General features: G+C 40.5%; 23 protein-coding genes. 9 read left to right on the forward strand and 14 right to left on the reverse strand.

Translation table 11 applies throughout. The annotated features are described in order from the left end of the window. Positions 1-339 precede the first annotated feature (339 nt). The 4 genes from pyc to glsA all read right to left on the reverse strand — a co-directional run bounded on the left by pyc (position 340) and on the right by glsA (position 6,397). Entirely contained in the window at positions 340-3,783 is a 3,444-nt protein-coding gene (gene pyc, locus Q7A53_RS17520; protein ID WP_411790487.1) for a pyruvate carboxylase, read from the reverse strand. After that, entirely contained in the window at positions 3,771-4,952 is a 1,182-nt protein-coding gene (gene ftsW / locus Q7A53_RS17525; RefSeq protein ID WP_411790488.1) for a putative lipid II flippase FtsW, read from the reverse strand. Before ftsW ends, pyc begins: the two co-directional genes overlap by 13 nt. 145 nt (positions 4,953-5,097) lie before the next feature. Beyond that, entirely contained in the window at positions 5,098-5,379 is a 282-nt protein-coding gene (locus Q7A53_RS17530; protein ID WP_128540029.1) for a YlaN family protein, read from the reverse strand. Between the two features lie 85 nt (positions 5,380-5,464). Continuing rightward, complete coding sequence (gene glsA / locus Q7A53_RS17535; RefSeq protein ID WP_411790489.1) at positions 5,465-6,397, reverse strand: glutaminase A; 933 nt, start codon at positions 6,395-6,397, stop codon at positions 5,465-5,467. Positions 6,398-6,486: 89 nt separating this feature from the next. On the opposite strand from glsA, the gene Q7A53_RS17540 reads away from it, so the two are divergent. Both Q7A53_RS17540 and Q7A53_RS17545 read left to right on the forward strand, forming a co-directional pair. Beyond that, entirely contained in the window at positions 6,487-6,981 is a 495-nt protein-coding gene (locus tag Q7A53_RS17540; RefSeq protein ID WP_411790490.1) for a hypothetical protein, read from the forward strand. A gap of 76 nt (positions 6,982-7,057) precedes the next feature. Continuing rightward, positions 7,058-7,645: a YhcN/YlaJ family sporulation lipoprotein gene (locus tag Q7A53_RS17545; RefSeq protein ID WP_411790491.1), complete on the forward strand. Its 588-nt coding sequence runs from the start codon at positions 7,058-7,060 to the stop codon at positions 7,643-7,645. Positions 7,646-7,672: 27 nt separating this feature from the next. On the opposite strand, the gene Q7A53_RS17550 is transcribed toward Q7A53_RS17545, so the two are convergent. After that, complete coding sequence (locus Q7A53_RS17550; RefSeq protein ID WP_411790492.1) at positions 7,673-7,957, reverse strand: hypothetical protein; 285 nt, start codon at positions 7,955-7,957, stop codon at positions 7,673-7,675. A 169-nt stretch (positions 7,958-8,126) separates the two neighbouring features. Between Q7A53_RS17550 and Q7A53_RS17555 the strand changes: the two genes are divergently transcribed. Next, complete coding sequence (locus tag Q7A53_RS17555; RefSeq protein ID WP_411790493.1) at positions 8,127-8,330, forward strand: YlaI family protein; 204 nt, start codon at positions 8,127-8,129, stop codon at positions 8,328-8,330. 169 nt (positions 8,331-8,499) lie between these two features. On the opposite strand, the gene Q7A53_RS17560 is transcribed toward Q7A53_RS17555, so the two are convergent. Then, the gene (locus tag Q7A53_RS17560; protein WP_411790494.1) at positions 8,500-8,877 is read right to left on the reverse strand and encodes a YlaH-like family protein; all 378 of its coding nucleotides are present in this window, start codon (positions 8,875-8,877) and stop codon (positions 8,500-8,502) included. Positions 8,878-9,021: 144 nt separating this feature from the next. Here Q7A53_RS17560 and Q7A53_RS17565 point away from each other — a divergent pair, with 144 nt between their 5' ends. Beyond that, positions 9,022-9,198 carry a DUF5325 family protein gene (locus tag Q7A53_RS17565; RefSeq protein WP_411790495.1) on the forward strand — a complete coding sequence of 59 codons (177 nt, stop codon included), beginning with the start codon at positions 9,022-9,024 and terminating at the stop codon, positions 9,196-9,198. A 162-nt stretch (positions 9,199-9,360) separates the two neighbouring features. Here Q7A53_RS17565 and Q7A53_RS17570 read toward each other — a convergent pair whose 3' ends face one another. Both Q7A53_RS17570 and Q7A53_RS17575 read right to left on the reverse strand, forming a co-directional pair. Continuing rightward, positions 9,361-10,170 (reverse strand): inositol monophosphatase family protein, encoded by an 810-nt coding sequence (locus Q7A53_RS17570; RefSeq protein WP_411790496.1) that lies wholly within the window; start codon positions 10,168-10,170, stop codon positions 9,361-9,363. A 109-nt stretch (positions 10,171-10,279) separates the two neighbouring features. Further along, positions 10,280-10,465 carry a hypothetical protein gene (locus tag Q7A53_RS17575; protein ID WP_411790497.1) on the reverse strand — a complete coding sequence of 62 codons (186 nt, stop codon included), beginning with the start codon at positions 10,463-10,465 and terminating at the stop codon, positions 10,280-10,282. Between the two features lie 180 nt (positions 10,466-10,645). On the opposite strand from Q7A53_RS17575, the gene Q7A53_RS17580 reads away from it, so the two are divergent. Beyond that, on the forward strand, positions 10,646-11,287 hold the full coding sequence (locus Q7A53_RS17580; protein ID WP_411790498.1) for a YktB family protein: 642 nt from the start codon (positions 10,646-10,648) through the stop codon (positions 11,285-11,287). 238 nt (positions 11,288-11,525) lie between these two features. Here Q7A53_RS17580 and Q7A53_RS17585 read toward each other — a convergent pair whose 3' ends face one another. After that, positions 11,526-11,801, reverse strand: coding sequence for a UPF0223 family protein (locus Q7A53_RS17585; protein ID WP_411790499.1), 276 nt, complete (start codon positions 11,799-11,801; stop codon positions 11,526-11,528). 12 nt (positions 11,802-11,813) lie between these two features. Beyond that, the gene (locus tag Q7A53_RS17590; protein ID WP_411790500.1) at positions 11,814-12,770 is read right to left on the reverse strand and encodes an NAD(P)H-dependent flavin oxidoreductase; all 957 of its coding nucleotides are present in this window, start codon (positions 12,768-12,770) and stop codon (positions 11,814-11,816) included. A gap of 130 nt (positions 12,771-12,900) precedes the next feature. Between Q7A53_RS17590 and Q7A53_RS17595 the strand changes: the two genes are divergently transcribed. Beyond that, on the forward strand, positions 12,901-14,370 hold the full coding sequence (locus Q7A53_RS17595) for an aminotransferase class I/II-fold pyridoxal phosphate-dependent enzyme (RefSeq protein ID WP_411790501.1): 1,470 nt from the start codon (positions 12,901-12,903) through the stop codon (positions 14,368-14,370). 216 nt (positions 14,371-14,586) lie between these two features. Here Q7A53_RS17595 and Q7A53_RS17600 read toward each other — a convergent pair whose 3' ends face one another. Next, complete coding sequence (locus Q7A53_RS17600; RefSeq protein WP_411790502.1) at positions 14,587-14,700, reverse strand: GapA-binding peptide SR1P; 114 nt, start codon at positions 14,698-14,700, stop codon at positions 14,587-14,589. A gap of 436 nt (positions 14,701-15,136) precedes the next feature. Beyond that, positions 15,137-16,042, reverse strand: a complete 906-nt coding sequence (locus tag Q7A53_RS17605; RefSeq protein ID WP_411790503.1) for a polysaccharide deacetylase family protein — start codon at positions 16,040-16,042, stop codon at positions 15,137-15,139. 144 nt (positions 16,043-16,186) lie between these two features. Here Q7A53_RS17605 and Q7A53_RS17610 point away from each other — a divergent pair, with 144 nt between their 5' ends. From Q7A53_RS17610 to Q7A53_RS17620, 3 genes are all read left to right on the forward strand, one after another. Further along, positions 16,187-17,260, forward strand: a complete 1,074-nt coding sequence (locus Q7A53_RS17610; RefSeq protein ID WP_411790504.1) for an FUSC family protein — start codon at positions 16,187-16,189, stop codon at positions 17,258-17,260. A 30-nt stretch (positions 17,261-17,290) separates the two neighbouring features. Continuing rightward, entirely contained in the window at positions 17,291-18,820 is a 1,530-nt protein-coding gene (locus Q7A53_RS17615; RefSeq protein ID WP_411790505.1) for a glycine betaine uptake BCCT transporter, read from the forward strand. A gap of 182 nt (positions 18,821-19,002) precedes the next feature. Beyond that, positions 19,003-19,377 (forward strand): hypothetical protein, encoded by a 375-nt coding sequence (locus Q7A53_RS17620; RefSeq protein ID WP_411790506.1) that lies wholly within the window; start codon positions 19,003-19,005, stop codon positions 19,375-19,377. A 209-nt stretch (positions 19,378-19,586) separates the two neighbouring features. Here the strand turns inward: Q7A53_RS17620 and Q7A53_RS17625 are convergent, their stop codons facing one another. After that, on the reverse strand, positions 19,587-20,999 hold the full coding sequence (locus Q7A53_RS17625) for an NAD-dependent succinate-semialdehyde dehydrogenase (protein ID WP_411790507.1): 1,413 nt from the start codon (positions 20,997-20,999) through the stop codon (positions 19,587-19,589). A gap of 16 nt (positions 21,000-21,015) precedes the next feature. After that, a complete protein-coding gene (locus Q7A53_RS17630; RefSeq protein WP_411790508.1) occupies positions 21,016-22,404 on the reverse strand; it encodes an APC family permease in 1,389 nt (462 codons plus the stop codon). Positions 22,405-22,407 lie beyond the last annotated feature (3 nt).

Below are 22,407 nucleotides of genomic sequence, written 5' to 3' on the forward strand. Positions count from 1 at the left end.
TTTAAACAGGATATTTTTATTTATTTGTGACAATTTTGTGAACCTCCAGTTCATACTATTTCAACGATTAAAAACCTCATTTAACGGCATTTACGATAATTTCAAACCATCCGCTGCCCACGATTTTCCACGTTTCTTTATAACACTCATTTATATTAACTTATCTAAGCCAAATGTGCACGCCTTCCCTTTTTTTGAATTCTACGCTTATTCTGACTCGGTTGTATTTAACCCGCCCTCCCATTGACGAAGGTTTCGGACAAGATCCTTACTAAATTTCTAAACAGTAAAAAAGAACCCTGGCAGGTACAGCGTTGCCAGAGTTCGAGAATTTTATATCTATTCAAACTCGATTAATAAATCCCCTACGTATATAGGATCATTATTCGTTACAAATATATTCTTAATTTCCCCATCAAATGGAGCCTGGACCGTGGTTTCCATTTTCATTGCTTCTGTAATCATAAGGTGGTCGCCTTTCTTAACCTTCTCTCCTTTTTCAGAAAGCAATTTAATAACAGTCCCCGGCATACTTGCCCCAATATGCTTCTCATTCGACTTATCAGCTTTAGGGCGTTCTTCAACCGTTGATTTTACATTTTCATCTCTAATCAGTACTTCCCGCGGCTGGCCGTTCAGCTCGAAGTATAAAGTCCGCATTCCATCTGCCTGAGCTTCTCCAATAGAGACTAGTTTAACAATTAAAGTTTTCCCTTGTTCGATTTCGACTTCGATTTCTTCCCCAAGCCTCATGCCGTAAAAAAAAGTCGGCGTATCTAAAACAGACATATCACCATATTGTTCCGTAAAGCCTTCGTAATCCATAAAGACTTTCGGATAAAGAGCAAAGCTGATCATATCAAAACTTGTCACCTGACGATCCAGCTTGTGAAACAGCGTTTCTTTTAAATCCTGAAAGTCTACAGGGTCTAAACGTTCTCCTGGACGCGTGTCAATCGGTTCACGTCCTTTAAGGATTATTCGCTGTAATTCTGAAGGAAACCCTCCATAAGGCTGTCCCAAAGAGCCTTGGAAAAATTCCACAACGCTATCAGGGAAAGCCAGCGAATCGCCATTTTCATAGACTTCATCCTCACTGAGTTCATTTTGCACCATGAATAATGCCATATCACCGACTACTTTTGAAGAAGGTGTGACTTTCACAATATCTCCAAACATATCATTGACTCGCCTGTACATTTTTTTAACTTCATCCCAGCGGCTGCTAAGACCTACTGCTTTTGCCTGCTGCTGTAGATTACTATATTGTCCGCCAGGCATCTCATGTTCGTATACTTCTGTATGCGGGGCCATCATACCGCTTTCAAAATCCTGATAATATTTACGAGTATCCTCCCAGTAGTGATTTAACTGTTCATATGCTTTAACGTCAATGCCGGGTTGGCGTTCATTACCCTCTAAAGCATAATACAGACTATTGGCACTCGGCTGAGAGGTCAACCCTGCCATCGCTCCAGTCGCAACGTCAACGACATCCACACCTGCTTCTATGGCTCTTGCGTAAGTGTAAATACCATTTCCGCTTGTATCGTGGGTATGCAAGTGAATAGGTATATCAATGGAATCCTTCAATGTGGAAATTAATTGATAGGCAGCTTCAGGCTTAAGAAGTCCAGCCATATCCTTAATTCCTAAGATGTGAGCTCCAGCATTTTGTAGTTCTTTCGCTGTTTTTTTGTAATAAGCCAGGTCATATTTAGGACGTGATGAGTCCAGAATATCACCTGTATAGCACACCGCTGCTTCTGCGACCTTTTCTGTCTGTCGTACGGCATCAATAGTAAGTTTCATTCCTTCTACCCAATTCAGACTGTCAAATATACGGAAAACATCGATCCCGGCTTCTGCGCTCTTCTCTACGAATTCCTTGATCAGATTATCTGGATAGTTTTTGTATCCTACAGCATTCGAAGCACGGAGAAGCATTTGGAATAAGACGTTTGGCGCTTTTTCTCTTAATTTAAGAAGTCTTTCCCATGGGTCCTCTTTCAAAAAACGGTAAGCTACATCATATGTAGCGCCGCCCCACATTTCCATTGAAAATAACTCAGGGAGTAACCTTGCCGTAGGTTCAGCAATATTTTCTAAATCTTTGCTGCGTACGCGAGTGGCCAGTAAGGATTGATGGGCATCACGAAAAGTTGTATCTGTCAGCAGGACCTCTTTTTGCTCTTTAAGCCATTGAGCAAGACCCTCTGGACCTCTACTGTCCAGAATCTGTTTAGTCCCCTCTGGAACGGGGTCGAAAGGTTTCAAATGAGGGATCCGCGGTTTGGAATAGGTTGGTTTCTTCCGGTTCCCGTATCCTTCAAATCCATTTATGGTTCGATCAGCAATATACGTTAACATTTTTGTGCCCCGATCTTTTCGTTTTGGAAACACGAAAAGCTCCGGAGAACGATCTATAAAGGTCGTGTTATATTCCCCTGAAAGAAAGCTTTTGTGATGAATAACATTTTCCAAGAAGGGGATGTTGGTTTTAATACCTCTGATTCGAAATTCTTTTAAATTCCTCACCATTTTGTGTGCCGCCTGATCAAAGCTTAGAGCCCAAGTAGAAAGTTTCACAAGAAGTGAATCATAAAATGGGGATATGACAGCACCTTGAAAGCCATTACCCGCATCGAGCCTAACCCCAAAACCACCGCCCGTACGGTATGCCATAATCTTACCTGTATCAGGCATGAAATTATTAAGCGGATCTTCCGTTGTTACCCTTGATTGAATGGCATATCCATGGGTGCGGATTTCCTCTTGTGGGGGGATTGTTACCTTGTCACTATGTAATCCGTGCCCTTCTGCAATAAGAATTTGAGTCTGGACAATATCTACACCCGTAATCATTTCAGTGATGGTATGCTCTACCTGAACACGAGGGTTTACTTCAATAAAGAAATAATCCTCTCCAGTAACTAGGAATTCCACCGTTCCAGCATTTACGTAGTCTACATTCTTCATCAGTTTAACTGCAGCATCACATATTCTTGCTCTCAAGGATTCATCCAAAGAAACACTTGGTGCGACCTCGACAACTTTTTGGTGCCGTCTTTGAACGGAACAGTCACGTTCGTACAGGTGCACTATATTTCCATCAAAATCTCCAAGAATTTGAACTTCGATATGTTTAGGCTCTTCGATAAGCTTTTCTACATAGACTTCATCACTCCCAAAGGCAGCCTTCGATTCTGATCTTGCCCGGTCGTAAGCTTCTTCAAGATTTTCAGAACTTCGAACGATTCTCATTCCGCGGCCGCCGCCGCCCATCGAAGCTTTAATCATTAATGGATAACCATGATCATTACCAAATGCCCGCAAATCCTCAAGGCCGCTTACAGGACCGCTGCTCCCAGGAATAACAGGGATATCTGCTTTCACAGCTTGATCCCGAGCTTTCACTTTATCTCCGAACATATTTAAATGTTCACTTGTAGGGCCGATAAAGATAATTCCTTCTTCCTCACACCGTCTTGCAAAGTTAATATTCTCTGACAAAAAACCATAACCAGGATGAATAGCGTCTACACCAACACTTTTAGCCGTCTCGATCATACCTTCAATATCGAGGTAAGCGTCGATCGGTTTCTTACCTTCCCCAATTAAATAGGCCTCATCTGCTTTATAGCGATGATAAGAACCAGTGTCCTCATTTGAATAAACGGCCACAGTTCGAATATTGAGCTCTGTACATGCACGGAAAACACGGATAGCAATTTCGCCCCGATTGGCAACTAATACTTTGTTAATCTTCTTCAATTCTGCCATGACCTCACTCCTTGATTCATCATCTCTTGCTTAGATGGTTTTGCAGTTTCATAGCTTTCTTGTTCACTAGATTTAACTTTTCTTGCTATATTATTAAGGATCCCTACTGAAATCATCATAATTAAAAGAGAGGATCCTCCATAACTAACAAACGGAAGCGGAACGCCTGTAATGGGCAGTAAACCGCTCATGGCGCCTAAATTTATAAAAGCCTGAATGGCTATCATGGAAGAGATTCCAAGTGCCATTAATGCACCGAACGCATCTTTACATTTCCACGATATATACAGTCCCCGAAGAACAATCAGTGCCAACAAACCTACCGTAATGGCAACTCCTACAAAACCAAGTTCCTCAGCTATGACTGCCATAATAAAATCGGTATGCGGTTCAGGAAGGTAGCCCAGTTTTTGAACGCCCTGGCCAATGCCTTCGCCGAATAACCCGCCTGTTCCAATCGCTACATAGGACTGAATTAAATGATAGCCTTGCGAATCAGGTGATTGAAAGGGCTGATAGGCGCCAGTAAACCTTTCCAGTCTCTCGGGAGTCACCATTTGGCTGCCCCCAATTACAACAATCGCCACCGTAACGGTAACGAGCAGCAGGATGTGTTTCCATCGAATGCCGGAGCACATGATAATGATACTGGCAATAAATCCAATAACAGCTGCTGATCCTATATCTGGCTGCAGAACAATCAGCCCAAGAATAAAGCTTGTCAGAATTAATGGAGGCAGAACGGCCTTGTTAAAATTACCAATATACTGCTGTTTCTTTGCATAAACAGCTGATAAATAAATGATTAACCCTATTTTCACAAATTCCGAGGGTTGGAACTTCATAAATTTCAAATCGTACCATGAAGTTGCATGGTTAATATTCTCCCCAAACAGAAATAACCCTGCAAGAAGAATAACCATCAGTAAAACACTTAATTTAGCAAGTCTCTGCCAGTGACGGTAAGGCACGATCGATACAAACAGCATAAGGATCAGACCTATGACCACCCATTGGAGCTGCTTAATCAGGAAAAAATCACTGCTCACCCCATACCTTACTGGTGCATAAACCATACTTGCGCTGTAAATCATGACTGTCCCAAAGGCTACCAATGCAAGGGGGGCAAACAATAAGGTAAAGTCATAGGATTTTAATTTCTTCATCATTTCATCATCCCTGCTCCTTCATTTTTTCTCTTTTAATGTATTAAATTCCTTCAAATCTGACAAACAATTTTATGTAGGATGACCGATTATGGAAAATAAAAAAACTCAAATCACAACAGATGCAGTCGCAATTTGAGCTTGTCCATCATGATTTTTGTGCAGCCTCATGTAAGACGTTAAGTTGTTTTTCTAAATTATCAAGAATCTGCTTACCCTCTTCATCACTGATTAAATTCAAACGCACAGCAAAATGAATTTCTCGGGATAAACCGAACATTTGTGTATCTAAAACTTCCTCATATAGTGGACACTGAGGCATAGTCAAGTTGTCCATCTGAACTTTAATTAATCTTAATATCTTATCAGCATCAGCTTTTAGAAGGGCATAGGCTTTTTCACGATGATCCACAGCCACATCAGACAACATCAAAAATCCCCTCCAGTTACAGTCATTCTTTTTATCATATTATCGTTTAAAACAAAAAATTGCAACATTGGAACGGGGGATTCTACTAAAAAATTGAAAGATCATAGCGGTTTGATAATAATTCTAATAACCTCATTCCTACTACACTGTTCCCTTTTTCATCGAGGGATGGGCCATAGACAGCTATTCCGCCAAAGCCATTTAACGAACCTAGAACTGCTCCTGAAACTCCACTTTTCGCTGGAATTCCTACTTTAATTGCAAAAGAACCAGACGCATCATACATGCCGCAGGTCACCATAAATGTTTTGCAGATTCTTGCTAAATGCTTAGGAATGATCCTCCTCCCAGATTCTAAATCTCGTCCTTCGTTAGCAAATAAAGCACCAATTCTGGCCAATTGTTTAACATTTAGTTCAATAGAACACTGTTTTGTGTAAGCATCAAGCGTTTCTTCTACGCTCCCTGTGACGATTTGATGCTGTTTCATGTAAAAAAGCAGTGACCGGTTTAAGAAAGCTGTTTCAAATTCCGAAGACGCAACTTCCCGGTTATAACTGATCGAATGGTCATCGGTCATTTCATGGATGAAACTTAGCAGCCTGCCTACTTTCTCTTCAGGAGTATCTCCATGAATCATATGAGAAACGGCTAAAGCACCTGCGTTGATCATCGGATTCAACGGCTTAAAAGGACGATGCTGTTCCAACCGGTAAATGGAGTGAAATGGATCACCTGTAGGCTCCATACCTACCCTATCAAATACGTAATCTTCTCCGTTATCCATTAATGCCAAAGCTAATGCGATAACTTTAGATATGCTCTGTAACGTAAAACTCACGTCTGAACGTCCGGCGCAAATGCGTTCTCCATTAATATAGTGAATCGCAACTGCCAAATTTTCCGGGTCCTGTTTGGAAAGAGCAGGAATGTAATTAGCTACTTGACCGTCATAAGCAAAAGAACTGACATTCTCCAGCCAGTCTTCTAATATGGTTTCTGTAATGTCTCTTTTCATCCTAATCAGCCTCCCTGTAGTGAAATCGAATTCATTTTTTGCTATGATTTGGTTGGTAAGATTTTTTATATAGAAAGGTGGCTTCTGCCATGATTGTGCAAATTGCCGGAAATGTGAAATATCCGATTACCCTTGATCCTACTGTGTGGATTTTTGATGATCGAAAATTAACTTATGATGAAGTCTTTAACGAAGCAGAAGCAAAAGCTGCTGCGGAAGAGGAAGATGAAATAAAAAGAAAATCTCTTCGGTTTAACAGAGAAATCTATCAGCAGAAAATTAATCCGCCCGTAAACAAAAGTATCAACCGCTATGAAAAGCAGCGAATTTTAAAAGGTACTTTTCTTATGCCCCTCAAGCCATTCATTCATACTAGCGAACCAGATTCCAAAGCGGAAACTGTTTCATTAGTCACAGATGAAGGGGAACATAAGATTCAAGCAGACTTACTTGCCGGCGCACTGTTACTTTTTGCAGAGGAAGGCAAGCCTTTAAAAGAACATGGCCCTGTCCATCTGTACTTTGAAGATGGATCTAACCAGGATGAACCGATTAAGGGCATTAAAAAAATAGTCTTTCAATAGCCTAAAGGACAGCTAATTTACTAGCTGTCTTTTTTGTATAAAAAAACCAGAGGAACACACTCTATAATAAAAAGTGGTGTTTCCTTTGAAGAAAATATTGTTATTTATCTGTCTTGCTCTCCTTCTTGGAGCCTGCCAGCAAACGAAAGAAAAATCATTACTTCAAGAAAAGCCTGGAACTTCTGAAGTAAAGTATGTCTCCAATGCTGACCCAAGTAAATTACCAAAGAAGTCACGAAAACAAGTAGCCAAACATTTAGCGAAGCTGGCTGTAGATGTACCAGACGTTCATGATGCTACGGCCATTGTTCTCGGAAAGTATGTAGCGGTAGGAATTGACGTAGATAAGGACCTGGACCGCTCCCGAGTTGGTGTGATTAAGTACTCAGTTGCTGAAGCCATGCGTCACGACCCCTATGGGAAACAAGCAGTGGTTATAGCAGACGCTGATGGAGTCGAAAGGCTGAGAGGCATTGGCCAAAAGATCTCTCAGGGAAAACCCATTCAAGGGGTTATAGATGAGTTAAGCCAGATCGTCGCAAGATACATGCCTGAAGGACCAATCAATGACCCGCCGAATACGAATACTAATCAGGAATCTATTCCTAAAAAAGAAAATAAGCAATTAGATAAAATTAATAAGAACCAGTCAAAAGAACAATGAAAGAAAAACAGCTAAATCCAAACGGATTTAGCTGTTGCTTCTTTCTAGAATTTCTCTTTCTTTTTCCGTTAGTTCATTATAGTATTGAACACCAAATTGAGAGCCTTCAGATACCATTTTTGAATTATCAAAATTGGATACTTCTGGGTTCCCGGCTTCTTCAACCGGCATGTCGTCTTTAGATGAAAAATTGCTCTTCAGTGATTTCGCTTTGTCAACGGCCTGTTTTCTACTATCTTCATCCTTCAGCATGTAAGCCAGGGCACCGCCTGCAGCAGCTCCAATAGCTGTGAACATCCAACGCTTTCTCACATAACCACCCTTTCATTTGCTTCTTCTTAGATAAACTTCCCATTATTTCTAATACTCAAACGTGTAATACATAGTTATTTTACTTCTATTTATCTTTGATTAAATATGCGAAATTATTTGAAATATGATAGGATCAAGATATAAGGTCTATTGTTATTGAGGTGAGAACATGCGTGTAAAATGTGTAATGTGTGATACGATTGAAAAAATAGACAGCTATTGTTTACAAGCCAAAAGGCTGAGAAATCGCAGGATTCACACATATATGTGTCAATCTTGCCATGATCGCATTGAAGTAAAAACAAAGGAACGTTTAGCTACCGGTAACTTTCGCTTTAACCGGGAACGCAAAGAAGAAAAACATTTATCGTAATAGATGAGTAAACAGATTAAGTCAATCATAATCTATACAGAGAAAAACGCTCGCAATCAGAATTAGAATTCTGATTGCGAGCGTTTTTTTGTTTTCACCCGAAGGGGATTATGTGGTCCCTCTTCTATTTAATTGTAGAAGATGTCAGTACTTATTTCCGCAGAGGCGTTTAATGCTCGCTTCTTTCTTTTCCCTGTCTTTCTTTATGAAGCCTTAATCGGTATCCTCCCATGACAATAGCAGCTGCGAAAAGGCTTTCCGGCAAAGGTAAGTTTAACCCTAACACTAGGGTAAGTATAAAGGTTCCAATTACCAGAACAGCATAGACGACTACGGTCTTTAACAGAGGAAGTTTGCGTGCAAAACCTAATTTAAAAGTAATGGCGGCTAAGACAACCGTGGTTAAATATAGCAGTAAGAATGAACGAAAAAGCATGGCCACCTGGTGGTCATTGCTCAAGTCTATTTCACTTCCCAGACCTTTAAAAAAGAAATCCGCAATTGGCCACAAATCAGATGGAACATGGATCGTTGCTAAATCCTTCATAATACGCCTCCTAAAACTTCAATCCTAGCTATTATGATACTAAAATTCCCAGCTCACCGCTACCCTGTTTAAGCAGAATTAAGTAATGCCAGTTTATTTCTTAGGATTATTCTATTATAATGGGGTTGAATAGAGGTGAGCGAAATGAAAAATTTCCAATGGGATATGGCTATCTTAGCTATAGTCGTTATCTTTTCTTTTACATCTGTAGGCTTTGCAATTGGTCAGCAAATATTTTGGCTTGCCGCTCTTTTATTCTTTTTAGGATTTGCTCTTATGGGCGTTGGTTTAACAAAGAAAAGAAAACGCCAAAGTTCATGAATAAAGAAACAGAGCCGAAAGAAATTTATTTTCCAAAAAACCCGAACCTTTGATTTTGGTTCGGGTTTTCTGTGTAAGGAGATAGATAAAGAAAGTCTCGATTACCTGGTAAGCTTTCTGCTTTTCCGTTGGCCCTGCCCGTTTAGGATCAGGGTTTTTCAATTAATTCTTTAAAGTTACATAATCCTCTATTATTTGCTCATGTATATTTGATCTGCAGGCTAAAATCGTTGTTTTCTCCAGCATGTCCACTTCTCCGCCATCAGCTCGAGTTACAACTCCACCGACTTCTTTCAAGATTATTATTCCCCCAGCAATATCCCATGGCATGAGTGTCATGGTTAAATAACCATCTAACAGTCCTTCTGCTACTAATGCAAACTCTAATGCCGCCGAACCATACGACCTTGTGCTCCTAATTTCCTTCACCAGTTCCTGCATACCCTTGTGGTCTACATACGGATTTTCTGGTAACAGCCATGTAGTATTTAGCGCGAGAATAGATTGATGCAACGGTCTGGATTCATTTAGTAAAGGCAGCTTCTCATCGTTCTTATAGGCTCCCTCTCCTCTTATGGCCGTATATAACTGGCCTTCCATCACATTGTAAATAAGACCAATCTCTCCAACTCCGTCATGATAAACTCCTACAGATATTGCAAAATTTCTTTTTTGATGAACAAAATTCATGGTTCCATCAATAGGATCTACAATCCACACGGTACCTTTTAAGTCGTTTAGAACATCGCCAAATCCTTCTTCCCCGAATAAAAGATGTTCCGGATAAGTCTCCTTAATTTTTTTAAGAAAGAACTGCTCTGTATTTTTATCCATTTCTGTTACTAAATCATTGGAGTTGGATTTGGTCTCTATAGAACCCGGATCATCGATTTTATTTTTTATTTCTTCGCCTGCTTCTAATACCCACGCTTTAGCTTGTTCAAATAAATCCTGTCTAAATTGTTTATTCATTCGTCCGGACTCCTTTTTGTAAATTCATGTAATATCGTAACAAATTGTATGTCTGCTTGCATCTATATAAAATCAAAAAAAAAGAGCAACCTTATTGTTGCTCCTATTCTTAAGACCATTCAATCAACTGTTTACGAAGTTCCGAAAGTCTCTTTTTACTCGCATCCATCTGCTCCATGTCTCCTGCTTTCATTGCGTCATGCAATGTAACCAATTCGTAATCAATCTCCATACGGATTACTGGGAGCTTTTCTTCAGCTTCTCGTTTTCGCAGCGCTTCCATGACATGTTTCATCGTTGCCATAACCTCCCTTAACAAATCCTTACTTATATATATGTGCCAAGAGCTTAAGAAGTTTCGATTAGATTACTTATATGTAACCCATTTTCTTCTATTTCAAACTATCGGGACACAATGCTTAAGGATAAAAACAAATTATGCTACTATTTCAATTAGATTAAAGGAGTTGAGAAGATGTCTGAATTTCAAGGTTTTTCAAAACAGGATTTTGAAGTCTTTACGATTCCGGGTTTAGAAAACCGGATGACGGCTTTAAGGGAACAAATTTCACCTAAACTGGAAGCAATCGCTGAAGACCTCGCCCCTGACCTTACTATTTTAACAGGCGATGAAATGCATGTTCATGTAGCAAAGCATGCACGACGTAGTAAAAACCCTCCCAACGATACTTGGGCAGCTATTGCAGCTAATAAACGAGGGTATAAAAAACTCCCTCATTTTCAGGTTGGGCTCTGGGAAACCCACGTGTTTATTTGGTTTGCTGTCATTTATGAGAATCCTTTAAAGGAACAATTCGGTAACAATTTGCTTCATCAAAAGGAAGAAATACGCTCGCTTATTCCTGAAGACTTCGAATGGTCGCTTGATCACACAAAACCTGAAACAATCGCAGACTCGCGAGTAGATGAAGATAAATTCATTCACATGGCAGAGCGGCTTAAAACAGTAAAAAAAGCAGAGTTACTTTGCGGCAGGCGTTTAGAGCGAGAAGATGAGCGTTTGCGTGACCCTGAATCATTTTTACAATTATGCAGAAACACTTTTGAAACACTGATCCCGCTTTATCGGTTGACGAATGAAAATAAAGCACGTTAATTTCTAATCCCAATCATTTGCACTTATTGCAAAAGAGACAGGATGTAAGGAAACGCGCCAATAAATACGAACTATTTAAAGAGTACAGTGGATAATCCTAAATGGCCGCTTCGAAAATATTCTAACCCTATTGGAAACAAAAAAACCGAACGAGGTTCACTTTCCCCTCGTTCGGTTTTAATATTGTCTAAAAAGACTTTTGCCTGAGTTTCCTCTACATAGGAAGAAGATATGTGCTTCAGCGCATTTTAATTTTTTCTCCCGCTTTACTATTCTTTGCTTTTTTCACTGCTTGATAACACGAATAGCCCGATTCCTTTTCGAACTGGCTGCACAGCTGTTTTTCTTCACTTTTAGAAGGAACGATCTGTTTAAACCTCTTATATGCCAGCATTATATCTTCTTGCTTCACTTGATTTTCATACGACTGCTCCACAAGTGAATAGAAATTTACTACATCTATAATTTCCTCTTTAGACCAAAATTGTTCATCAATCGGATAACGATAACTCATTATTTCACACCTTTATGCCCAAGTTTTTCTGATTTGCTCGGAATCTCGGATGATCCGCTCAAATAATTCTTTCACTGAAGGTACATCATGGATTCGTCCGGCAATTTGGCCTGCCCATGCAAAGCCTTCATCTATTAATCCGTCGTAAATATATTTCTGATTCGCTTCACCGCTAATATACGATTTTAAAGCGTCATATCCTGGCTGAGATTCTTCTAATTTCAAGATTTTATCCGTCCAGCTATTAGTCAAAGCTCGAGCAGGTGCGAGCAATGATTTTTTTATAACTGAAGTAGAACGCTCATCAGCTTCCACAAGTGCCTGTTTATAAGCATCATGAGCATGCACACATTCTTTTGTAGCTATAAAACGAGTCCCCATTTCTATTCCCTCAGCTCCTAAGGCTAAAGCTGCCATTAGCCCTTTGCCATCTCCGATCCCGCCAGAGGCAATGACAGGTATAGTTACAGCTTCTGCAACCTGTGGTGTTAGTATGAAGGTTCCAATCCCGTCTCTTCCAATATGGCCTCCCCCTTCATGACCTACCACCATAACTGCGTCGGCACCAAGCTCTTCAGCTTTCTCTGCCTGTCGTTTAGCAGCCACCAATACTAACGTTTTTATTCCTGTTCCTTCTACAAGGTCCAGCACAGGGGCAGGGTTTCCGCCAGTAATAGAAATTACGGATACCTGCTCTTCTATCGCTGTTTCTACCATGTCTTTAAAGGGTCTTCCATGCTGTCCTATAGCGAAATTCACTCCAAACGGCTGGTCAGTTAGAGTTTTCATTCGTTTAATTTCATTTCTTAACTCCTCAGGACTTCCCATGCTCATAGCGGTAATCTGCCCCAGTCCACCTGCATTGGAAACCGCTGAAGCCAAATCTGCATAGGCCAGATGGGCAAGCCCACCTTGAATAATCGGATATGTAATATTCAATAATTTTGTTACACGTGTGTTCCAGTCCATCTCGATACCTCCTTTCATTTATTTTATCATGATCGTTTTACTATTTCAGAATGGAATTAATATCTGGCTATGTTATGATGACTTTGCTATAATTCTAATGTTTTTAAAGATTGTAAAGAGGTGCCTGTAAATGAATCAAAATGAAACGCCCCTGTTCACAGGGCTTAAAAATCACGCAAACAAGCAGCCAGTACAATTTCATATCCCCGGTCATAAGGGCGGGAAGGGTATGGACGATGAATTTAGAGAGTTCATAGGTAACAACGCCCTTTCTATTGACCTTATTAACATAGAACCATTAGATGATCTCCATCATCCTAATGGAATGATAAAACAGGCCCAGGATTTAGCCGCAGAAGCTTTTGGAGCTGATTATACATTCTTTTCGATCCAAGGGACTTCCGGTGCCATCATGACTATGATTATGAGTGTGTGTCATCCGGGCGATAAAATCATAGTTCCCCGTAATGTCCATAAATCTATCACGACGGCAATTATTTTTTCAGGAGCAACTCCAGTTTTTATCCATCCAGAGCTTGATAAAACTCTGGGTATTTCACATGGAATTACACCTCATGCAGTAGAGAAAGCCTGCGAGGCGCATCCAGATGCTAAAGCTGTGCTTGTTATAAACCCCACATATTTCGGAATTAGTGCGGACTTAAAGAAAATTGTCGATATCGCTCATTCACACGATATTCCAGTGCTCGTGGATGAAGCACATGGGGTGCATATTCACTTTCACGACCAGCTTCCTCTATCTGCCATGCAGGCAGGGGCGGATTTAGCTGCAACTAGTGTTCATAAACTTGGCGGCTCTTTAACCCAGAGCTCCGTCCTAAACTTAAAAGAAGGGCTGGTATCCCACGAACGCGTCCAGACCATTTTGTCTATGCTCACAACCACTTCAACTTCTTATATTCTTTTAGCTTCACTTGATGCGGCGAGACGTAATCTGGCGGTCAATGGAGAGAAGTTAATGGACGCTGCTTTGAAACTTGCTGATTATGCGAGACAGGAAGTGAATAATATTCCACAGCTCTATGCCCCAGGAGAAGAACTCCTCGGCACTGATGCCACCTATGGCTATGACTCAACGAAGCTGATCATTTCAGTCAAACGATTAGGCATTACTGGTTATGATGCAGAAGTATGGCTGAGGGAGAATTATTCAATTGAGGTGGAGCTGTCTGACTTATATAACATTCTGTGCATCATTACCCCTGGAGATGACATGGAGAACATCACCACCCTTTTGAATGCTCTCAGGGTTCTTGCTGACAGCCACCCTTCACTTGAGGAAACAAAGACGGTGGAAGTAAAGGTTCCTGAAATCCCATTGCTGTCCTTGTCACCAAGAGAAGCCTTCTACTCCTCCACTGAGGTGCTGCCTTTACGAGAAGCAGCTGGAAGAATAAGTGCTGAGTTTGTGATGGTATATCCACCGGGAATTCCTATCTTTATTCCTGGTGAGATTATTACCGAGGAAAACATAAGCTATATCCATGATAATATGGAAGCTGGTCTGCCCGTACAAGGGCCAGAAGATGATACATTAGAAACCATCCATGTGATCAAGGAGCACCGTGCCTTTAAATAATATCAGAACAAAAGCGGAATCACCTTGAAATACCCAGTTCGGGTAAAAAACGATCGCCGGAGCAGATCGTTTTTTCACCCGAGCTGGCGATTGACTTATGACCTTTAGTAGCATGTTCAAGTAGTGCAAACCGCAATAAAGTATCTACGCCAAAATCAATTGATCCTTTCCCAGACCACAAGAAAAGCCGCTCATTTGAGCGGCTTTCACTTTAATTTAAACTTTTTTCGTATCATGACAAGAAGGACAGGTGCTGTAAAGAGTAGCTACTTTTTCATCTTCATAATGCTCAATCACTTTTTGACAATCCTGACAAACGATGGTACCCATTAACATCCCACTCCTTATTTTGTAATCGCTTTCAATATAACCCTATTTTAATATGGCACATTGTAAAAATCAAGCCCAAAAGTATAACATTTTTATAAATGTGACACACTTATAAGTTACACCCTTAATAAAGCATATGAAAACCCTTTAAAATTAAGTATCAAAAAGAACTGAAGCAACACGATAGCACCAATTAACATCATTCATGGAGGATTCAATGGAGAGTCAGGGGCACTGCCACCTTATGCAGAATCAATCTTTCCCTTCAACAAGAAGTTGTACAATGAAAACGAAATATCGAGAGGGCGCTGTTCATTGATCGCTAAACACAAAAAAACCCGAACCAATTACCAATGGTTCGAGTTTTGCGGTGTATATAATTCTGTTGTACCTGCCTTTTTCAATTCTATTAAATCCATTTGACAGCTTTTTGGGCTTAATCAGTGTTGGCTGGTGTTTTGATTAGGGCAGGGTCTAGTAATTCATAGCCTTTATCCCGCAAACCATTTACAATACGCGGTAAAGCTTTCGCCGTCCACTCTCTGTCATGCATAAGTAAATTGGATCCATTAGCTAATAATGGCGTATTCACCATAATGTCAGCAATTTTATCAGCATCCATATATTCCTTATTCCAATCATACCCATAGGTCCAATTCATGACCAGCATTTTTTCATTGGCCGCCAGCTGTCGTGAATAATCCGTATTTTGTCCAAATGGTGCCCGGAAAAATTGCGGACGTTCCCCAATAATCTTTTCAATTTTATCATTTAATCCAACAATTTCCTTCTTCTGTTCTTCTTTGGATAAGTCAGGCAGCGAAGCGTGTGTTTCTGTGTGATTTCCAATCATGAAGCCCAAGTCATGAATCTTCTTCAGTTTCTCTTTTCCTTCAGGCGAATTTAAAAAATGCCCATTCACAAAAAAGATCGCAGGTGCATTCATTTTTTTTAGGGTTTGAGCCATCTTCACCGCATGTTCGTCGGGAGAATCATCAAATGTCAGCAAAGCTACCTTTGGATTAGCATCTTTAATTGGCTTAAAGAACCAGTTTTCATTAATTTGATATTCAGGTGTCTGCGCAGAAGCTTGTTCGTCTTCCTTGTTAGAGGTGCTATCTTTTTCCTCGTCTTTATTTTTTTCTGTCTCTGAAGGATTCCCACTGTCCTGATCTGATTCTCCTGCTTCCTTTTCCTCTTGGTTATCATCAGAACTTGAGGCTACTTTCGTATCTTGTCCATCATTTGTTTTACTCTCGTTATCTTCCTGTCCGTTCGAACCTGAACAGGCACTTAGAACTAGTAAAACTACAAGCCCGCAAAGGCCGAGCCATTTCTTCATCAATCTTCCCCCTTATTTGCTATGAATTTCCACATCCTCTATTATAAATACAAATGGATAACAATTTCACTATCGTTTTAACAAAATTTATTATATAATATGAAATTGTGACTTATTCACTATTTTCTAATTAAGGTGATTACTATGCTATATTCTTTACGTCGATTTAAATTATTAGGCGGCAGGACGCTCAAAACAGGAATTTCCGTGTTTTTTACTGCATTAGTTTGCGGTTTTTTTGATTTACCGATTGTATTTGCTGTAATTACAGCCATTGTCACGATCGAACATACCGCAGCGGATTCTATAAAAAAAGCGATCGTTCGTTTCCCCGCTTCAGCAATTGGAGCTTTGCTTGCCACTTTCTTTTATGGGTTATTTGGCAAGGGTGCAGTCACTTTTGCTTTAGCTGCTATGGTAACGATCGCCGTCTGTCATAAACTTAAACTCGATGCAGGTATACTGGTAGCCACTATCACTGCTACTGCCATGATTCCTGAATTTCATGTGCATTATGTTGTTTCGTTTTTTACCAGATTGGGTACTACTTCTATTGGAATCATCATTTCAACTCTTGTGAATTTTTTCCTTCTGCCCCCTAATTATTCTCCGATGATTTACAAAAGTATTAATGACCTGTACAATCATGCTGGGCTGCTGCTGGAACGTATAATTTCTGATATTACAGCAGACTCTAAAGAGAAAAACCGGGGAATTCAGCGGTCTTACCGTCAGCTCACCGCCCACCTGGAACGGACTTACCAGCTATCTCAATTTCAAAGGGAGGAGTGGAAATACCACAAGCATACGAAAGAGGAAATGAGATCCTTTCAGTTTGCTCAGAAAAAGCTGGGAGCATTACAGCAGATTGTCTATCATTTGGGGAATCTTCAGTATGTTCGAGCAAAATCCACTGACTTTAATGAAGACGAGAAGGAATTATTAAATCAATTAACTGAATACTATTCTAAAGTATTACAGGACCCCACCCACGCAATTTGTGAAGGTCAATTCCAGCGAGTTGAGAAATTGGATGATGTATTCTGGAAATGGAAAGAACAGCACGTTCAAGAACAATCTAAGTATCGACATCAACTCCCTCCACAAACTATTCTCATGTATGAACTGCTTTGCTTTCATGACGTGCTCGAGGAACTACACAGTATCTCTCAAACGCAGAAGAAAACAGTCAGCGAATGCTATATGAGCAATTTATAAGGAGGGAAATAAGGAAAGGATGATAACGAGATGCAGCAAGTCACCAAAGTATTTTATATTTCAGTTGTCGTAGCTACCTTATTTATCATTTGGGGAATTATCCCTAAGGAAACGTTACCATACTGGAATCTACAACACATAACAACTCAAGTACAAGGGTTTCTAACTGACAAATTTGGATGGTTTTACTTATTATCAGCTACAGGATTTTTAGTGTTTGCCATTTATTTAATCTTCTCTAAATACGGAAAGTTGAAGCTTGGTAAACCGGAAGACGAGCCGGAGTACCCATACATCACTTGGTTTGCAATGCTGTTTAGTGCTGGAATGGGAATCGGACTTGTATTCTGGGGAGCAGCAGAACCTCTCTCTCATTTCCATAGTCCTCCAATTGCTTCACAGGAACCAATGAGTGAAGCAGCAGCCCAATCAGCGATGAAATATAGCTTTTTCCACTGGGGATTCCATCCATGGGCAATTTATGCCATCATTGCACTTGCTCTTGCTTATTTTAAATTTAGAAAAGATGCCCCTGGAGTTATTAGTGCAGCATTGACTCCTATTCTAGGAGAAAAAAGAGTTAAAGGGCCGATTGGAACATTAGTGGACGTTATTGCCGTATATGCTACCATTTTTGGAGTGGCTACCTCTCTAGGTCTTGGTGCCCTGCAAATTTCCAGCGGTCTTGCATTTACAATTCCAGGACTTAAAGATACGTTTATACTCCAATTATCAATCATTATTGTAGTTACCATCTTATTTATGATTTCTGCGATGACTGGTCTCGATAAAGGGATCAAATATTTAAGTAATACAAATATCGTACTAGCTATTTTACTAATGGTATTTATGCTATTTGCTGGACCAACAAACTTTATTATGGATTATTTAACAACAACATTCGGTTCATATATTCGTGATCTGCCTTATATGAGTTTCCGGTTAACCCCATTTGAAGATAGTAAATGGGTGCAAAATTGGACGATCTTCTACTGGGCTTGGTGGATTTCCTGGGCTCCATTCGTAGGAACCTTTATTGCCCGTGTCTCTAGAGGTAGAACCATTCGTGAATTCATTTTGGGTGTACTTCTTGTACCAACTATTTTCGGTGCACTATGGTTCTCCGTATTTGGCGGTTCTACAATTTCTCTAGAATATTTTGACGGAATAGATATCATGTCTGATGTGAATGAGCTGGGAACTCCAGTAGCTCTCTTCTCCATGTTTGATCATGTACCACTAGGCGGCATTATGTCCGTAATTGGCTTATTGCTGATTAGTACATTCTTTATTACTTCCGCCGACTCTGCTACCTTTGTATTAGGTATGCAGACAACAGGAGGAAGCTTAAACCCTAATAACAAAGTGAAATTTGTTTGGGGAATTATTCAAGCCGGAGCTGCAGCTGTTCTATTATGGCAAGGTGGTTTAACCGCCCTGCAAACCGCTGCTATTATTGCAGCTTTCCCGTTTACTTTCATCATGATACTCATGTGCTTCTCCTTAATGAAAGCATTTAAAGAAGAAGCTAAAATCGTCGATTTAAGTCGAAAAAAATAATTATGATAAAAAGCAGCTCTATAAAAAGAGCTGCTTTTTTTTACATAATTATATTTGAATAACAATAGCGTTAAGTATGAAACAGGCGATTATCATTTCCGTAACAATTCGATAACATATGCAATCGGCTTCTCCTCCTTTGTTACACTTGAATAGTGATGAGGAAGGAGTGGAAGAATCTGATGAAATCTTATGTGCTTGTTTCTTTTTTGCTCGTATTACTGCTTGCTGGATGTTACCCGCACCAGAATAAAATTGACGTAATTAGTGCAAGCCCTTCTGAATATGATATCTACTTATATACTCCATCCGATGAAGAAAAAAGTGCCGCTAGTTATTTAAATGCACTATTAGATTGGAAAATTAAGCAAGGAAATCACAGATCACTTTCTTTTAAAAAAACACAAACGGATTCGGAAGCGGTTGGATTATCAGAAAATGACCTTCCTGCTCTTGTAATTAAGAAAAAAGGCAAGATCGTTACGAAAATTTCCGGTAATAGTAAACGCCCTCAAATTCTTTCTCAAATTGAGGAATCTGTCTCCTTTAATCATTAAATTTTACAAGGAACCGAATGAATCGGGTCCTTTTTTTATGATAAACCAATTTACTTAATAGAGAGATCACCAGTTAGAATTAGTTAAGTATCCATGTAGTGCTGCAGTTAAATTTTTTAAGAGACAGGCACCCTCCATTCTTCACAAGAATATATGGTTTGGACTCCACTAATCTAAGGAAAAAATAGCTAAATGGAGTCTATTGGAATTTAAATGCCGATGGAAATATATTTCGTTTCCAAGTATTCTTCAATTCCGAAATGGCCGCCTTCTCGTCCTAATCCACTCTCTTTAAACCCACCGAAAGGGGCCTGGGCAGAAGAAGGAGCTCCATCATTTAAGCCGACAATGCCATAGTCAAGCTTTTCTACTAAACGCAGAGCCTTGCTAAGGTTTTCGGTATAGAGATAACTCGCTAGTCCAAACGGGGATGCATTCGCGCGTTGAATGGCATCTTCTTCGTCTGTGAATGAGGTGACTGGTAAAACAGGTCCAAACGTTTCTTCCCTCATACATAACATTTGATCTGTTGTGTGGAGTAAAATGGCTGGATCAACAAAATACCCATTTTCCTTTGTTGCATTCCCCCCCACTACTAACTCCGCACCATTTTCGATGGCATCCTGAATGTGAAGCTGAACCTTTTTATAACCTCCTTCATCTATAAGGGGGCCGATACTCGTTTCTGGATCAAGACCATCCCCTACTTTTAAATTTTGTACAGCTGCTTTCAATTTCTCGGTAAACGGCTTAATGATGGATTCGTGGACATAGAATCGATTAGCGCAGATGCACGTCTGGCCTGCATTGCGAAACTTAGAAGCTACCGCCCCTGCAACCGCTTTATCTAGATCCGCGTCTTTTAAGACAATGAATGGAGCTTGTCCGCCCAGCTCTAGCAAGATTTTTTTCATCGTATCGGCTGACTTTTTCATTAATAGCTTTCCGACGTCGGTTGACCCTGTAAACGATAACTTTCGCACTCTGGAATCAGATAGCCAGACATCACTGATCTCAGCCGCATTACCTGTAACAATATTTATAATACCATCAGGTGCCCCTGCTTCGTGAGCGAGTTCTACTAATCGTAAAGCTGTGAGTGGTGTTTGTTCAGCCGGTTTAATAAGGACGGTACAGCCTGCTGCTAAGGCAGGTGCAACTTTTCTAGTGATCATGGCTGCTGGAAAATTCCATGGGGTAATCGCTGCCATGACTCCAACTGGCTGCTTCTCAACGAGAATCCGTTTTTCACGACTGGATGCAGGAATTGTTTCACCATAAATTCGTTTTCCTTCTTCTGCATACCAAGAAATAAAGCTGTTCGCATAGCCGATTTCACCAATAGCTTCCTTTAAAGGCTTGCCTTGCTCTTTGGTCATGAGTTCTGCAAGTTCCTGCTTGTGTTCTTCAATTAATTCGTACCACCGCCACAAAAAATCTGCCCGTTCATACGCGGTTGTTTCTTTCCATTTAAGAAAGGCATCGCAGGCAGCATCTACAGCAAGTTTTGCTTCTTTTTCACCTGCATCAGGTACACTGGCCAGTACTTCCAGGTTGAACGGGTTCACCACATTAAATATATGGTCCGTGCGCTTTTTCTTTCCATTAATAAATAAATCCATCGTCTACCATTCCTTTCTACAGGGCCTCTTTTTGACCTGAAATCTTTTCTAGATAGGCTCCATTTTTCATTCGAATGAAAAAGTAAACACCTCCTAGAGCCCAGGCAGCAACCATGATCCATTCATATGGCCAAACGAGAGCGGCAGGCATCCCTGGCAGATAGATGATAATAAATCCAAAACTGAGAGCGAGTGCAAGGTATCCGTAAATAGGAGACTTCGCTACACGGAATGGCCGCTCCATATTTGGTTCCTTTTTTCTCAAGACAATGAATGAAAGGGCAACCAGGAAATAAGCAACTACGATACCCAGCCCACCTGCGTCTACGATCCAAACTAAAGCTGATCTTCCTAGGAGCGGAGCAAGCATGGACAAGATTCCAATAAACAAAACGGAATTCGATGGCGTTTTATACTTAGGATGTAGGTAGCCGAACCATGCCGGAAGCATTCCAGATTCAGCCATCGCGTACAATACTCGGCTTCCTCCAATTATGAAAGAATTCCAGCTTGTAATGATCCCTGCTACACCACCAAGGATTAAGATTTTCGCAAAAAGACCAGATCCAAACAATTGAGCCATCGCATCTGCGGTAGCTAATTCTGTACCATCTAATTGTCGTGGATTTAAACCTAAGGCAACACCCAATGCTACAGCTAAGTAAAAGATAATAGCGGCTACTACAGAGATAATTAAGAATTTACCAATGCTTCTCCTCGGCAGGTTTGCTTCTTCTGCCACTTGAGGAATGACGTCAAAACCGACAAATAGAAAAGGAACCATCACTAAAACCGTCATCATGCCGCCCAAGCCTCCAGTGAAAGCTGGAGATAAATTTGCCGTATCTCCTAAAAAACCCGCTCCGAAAATGAGGAGCAGCCCGACCCCTACAATCATCAAAGTAAATACGGTTTGCAAGACTGCCGCTTGCTTTAAACCAATATAATTGATTGCTGTAATAATAATCGCACCAATTGATCCAATCAGAACCCAGTTTAAGTTGACATCCCAACCGGCAATAGTCCATAGATAACCTGTTTGATAGTCGGGCATTAAGTAATCGATAACTGTAGGAAGGGCTACGGCTTCGAAAGTTGCAACCGAGACATAACCGAGGGTGATCGCCCATGAAGCAACAAAAGAACAGTTATTCCCTAAAGCGCGGTGGACATATTCATGCTCCCCGCCCACTTTCGGCATGGCAGAGGCTAACTCTGCGTAGTTTAATCCTACACAAATGACCAATAACCCACCAATGACAAAAGCAATCACAGTTCCGAAAGATCCAGCTGATGTGAGCCAAGTGCCTGATAACACCACCCATCCCCATCCGAGCATGGCACCTAACGCGAGAAACAGCAGATCAAATGACGATAAGACCTTCTTTAACTTTTTTTCCTTCATGAG

Source organism: Halobacillus rhizosphaerae (assembly GCF_046719735.1).
In the GTDB taxonomy this organism is placed as follows: Bacteria; Bacillota; Bacilli; order Bacillales; family Halobacillaceae; genus Halobacillus_B; species Halobacillus_B rhizosphaerae.

Bases quoted from the DNA above. Each gene is read 5' to 3' on its own strand.
- Q7A53_RS17605 (WP_411790503.1), bottom strand. From the start codon at position 16,042: ATGAAGAAATGGCTCGGCCTTTGCGGGCTTGTAGTTTTACTAGTTCTA.
- Q7A53_RS17625 (WP_411790507.1), bottom strand. From the start codon at position 20,999: ATGGATTTATTTATTAATGGAAAGAAAAAGCGCACGGACCATATATTT.
- Q7A53_RS17610 (WP_411790504.1), top strand. From the start codon at position 16,187: ATGCTATATTCTTTACGTCGATTTAAATTATTAGGCGGCAGGACGCTC.
- Q7A53_RS17565 (WP_411790495.1), top strand. From the start codon at position 9,022: ATGAAAAATTTCCAATGGGATATGGCTATCTTAGCTATAGTCGTTATC.
- Q7A53_RS17530 (WP_128540029.1), bottom strand. From the start codon at position 5,379: ATGTTGTCTGATGTGGCTGTGGATCATCGTGAAAAAGCCTATGCCCTT.
- ftsW (WP_411790488.1), bottom strand. From the start codon at position 4,952: ATGATGAAGAAATTAAAATCCTATGACTTTACCTTATTGTTTGCCCCC.
- Q7A53_RS17560 (WP_411790494.1), bottom strand. From the start codon at position 8,877: ATGAAGGATTTAGCAACGATCCATGTTCCATCTGATTTGTGGCCAATT.
- Q7A53_RS17570 (WP_411790496.1), bottom strand. From the start codon at position 10,170: ATGAATAAACAATTTAGACAGGATTTATTTGAACAAGCTAAAGCGTGG.
- Q7A53_RS17595 (WP_411790501.1), top strand. From the start codon at position 12,901: ATGAATCAAAATGAAACGCCCCTGTTCACAGGGCTTAAAAATCACGCA.
- glsA (WP_411790489.1), bottom strand. From the start codon at position 6,397: ATGAAAAGAGACATTACAGAAACCATATTAGAAGACTGGCTGGAGAAT.
- pyc (WP_411790487.1), bottom strand. From the start codon at position 3,783: ATGGCAGAATTGAAGAAGATTAACAAAGTATTAGTTGCCAATCGGGGC.
- Q7A53_RS17580 (WP_411790498.1), top strand. From the start codon at position 10,646: ATGTCTGAATTTCAAGGTTTTTCAAAACAGGATTTTGAAGTCTTTACG.
- Q7A53_RS17600 (WP_411790502.1), bottom strand. From the start codon at position 14,700: ATGGGTACCATCGTTTGTCAGGATTGTCAAAAAGTGATTGAGCATTAT.
- Q7A53_RS17585 (WP_411790499.1), bottom strand. From the start codon at position 11,801: ATGAGTTATCGTTATCCGATTGATGAACAATTTTGGTCTAAAGAGGAA.
- Q7A53_RS17590 (WP_411790500.1), bottom strand. From the start codon at position 12,770: ATGGACTGGAACACACGTGTAACAAAATTATTGAATATTACATATCCG.
- Q7A53_RS17630 (WP_411790508.1), bottom strand. From the start codon at position 22,404: ATGAAGGAAAAAAAGTTAAAGAAGGTCTTATCGTCATTTGATCTGCTG.
- Q7A53_RS17540 (WP_411790490.1), top strand. From the start codon at position 6,487: ATGATTGTGCAAATTGCCGGAAATGTGAAATATCCGATTACCCTTGAT.
- Q7A53_RS17615 (WP_411790505.1), top strand. From the start codon at position 17,291: ATGCAGCAAGTCACCAAAGTATTTTATATTTCAGTTGTCGTAGCTACC.
- Q7A53_RS17555 (WP_411790493.1), top strand. From the start codon at position 8,127: ATGCGTGTAAAATGTGTAATGTGTGATACGATTGAAAAAATAGACAGC.
- Q7A53_RS17575 (WP_411790497.1), bottom strand. From the start codon at position 10,465: ATGAAACATGTCATGGAAGCGCTGCGAAAACGAGAAGCTGAAGAAAAG.
- Q7A53_RS17620 (WP_411790506.1), top strand. From the start codon at position 19,003: ATGAAATCTTATGTGCTTGTTTCTTTTTTGCTCGTATTACTGCTTGCT.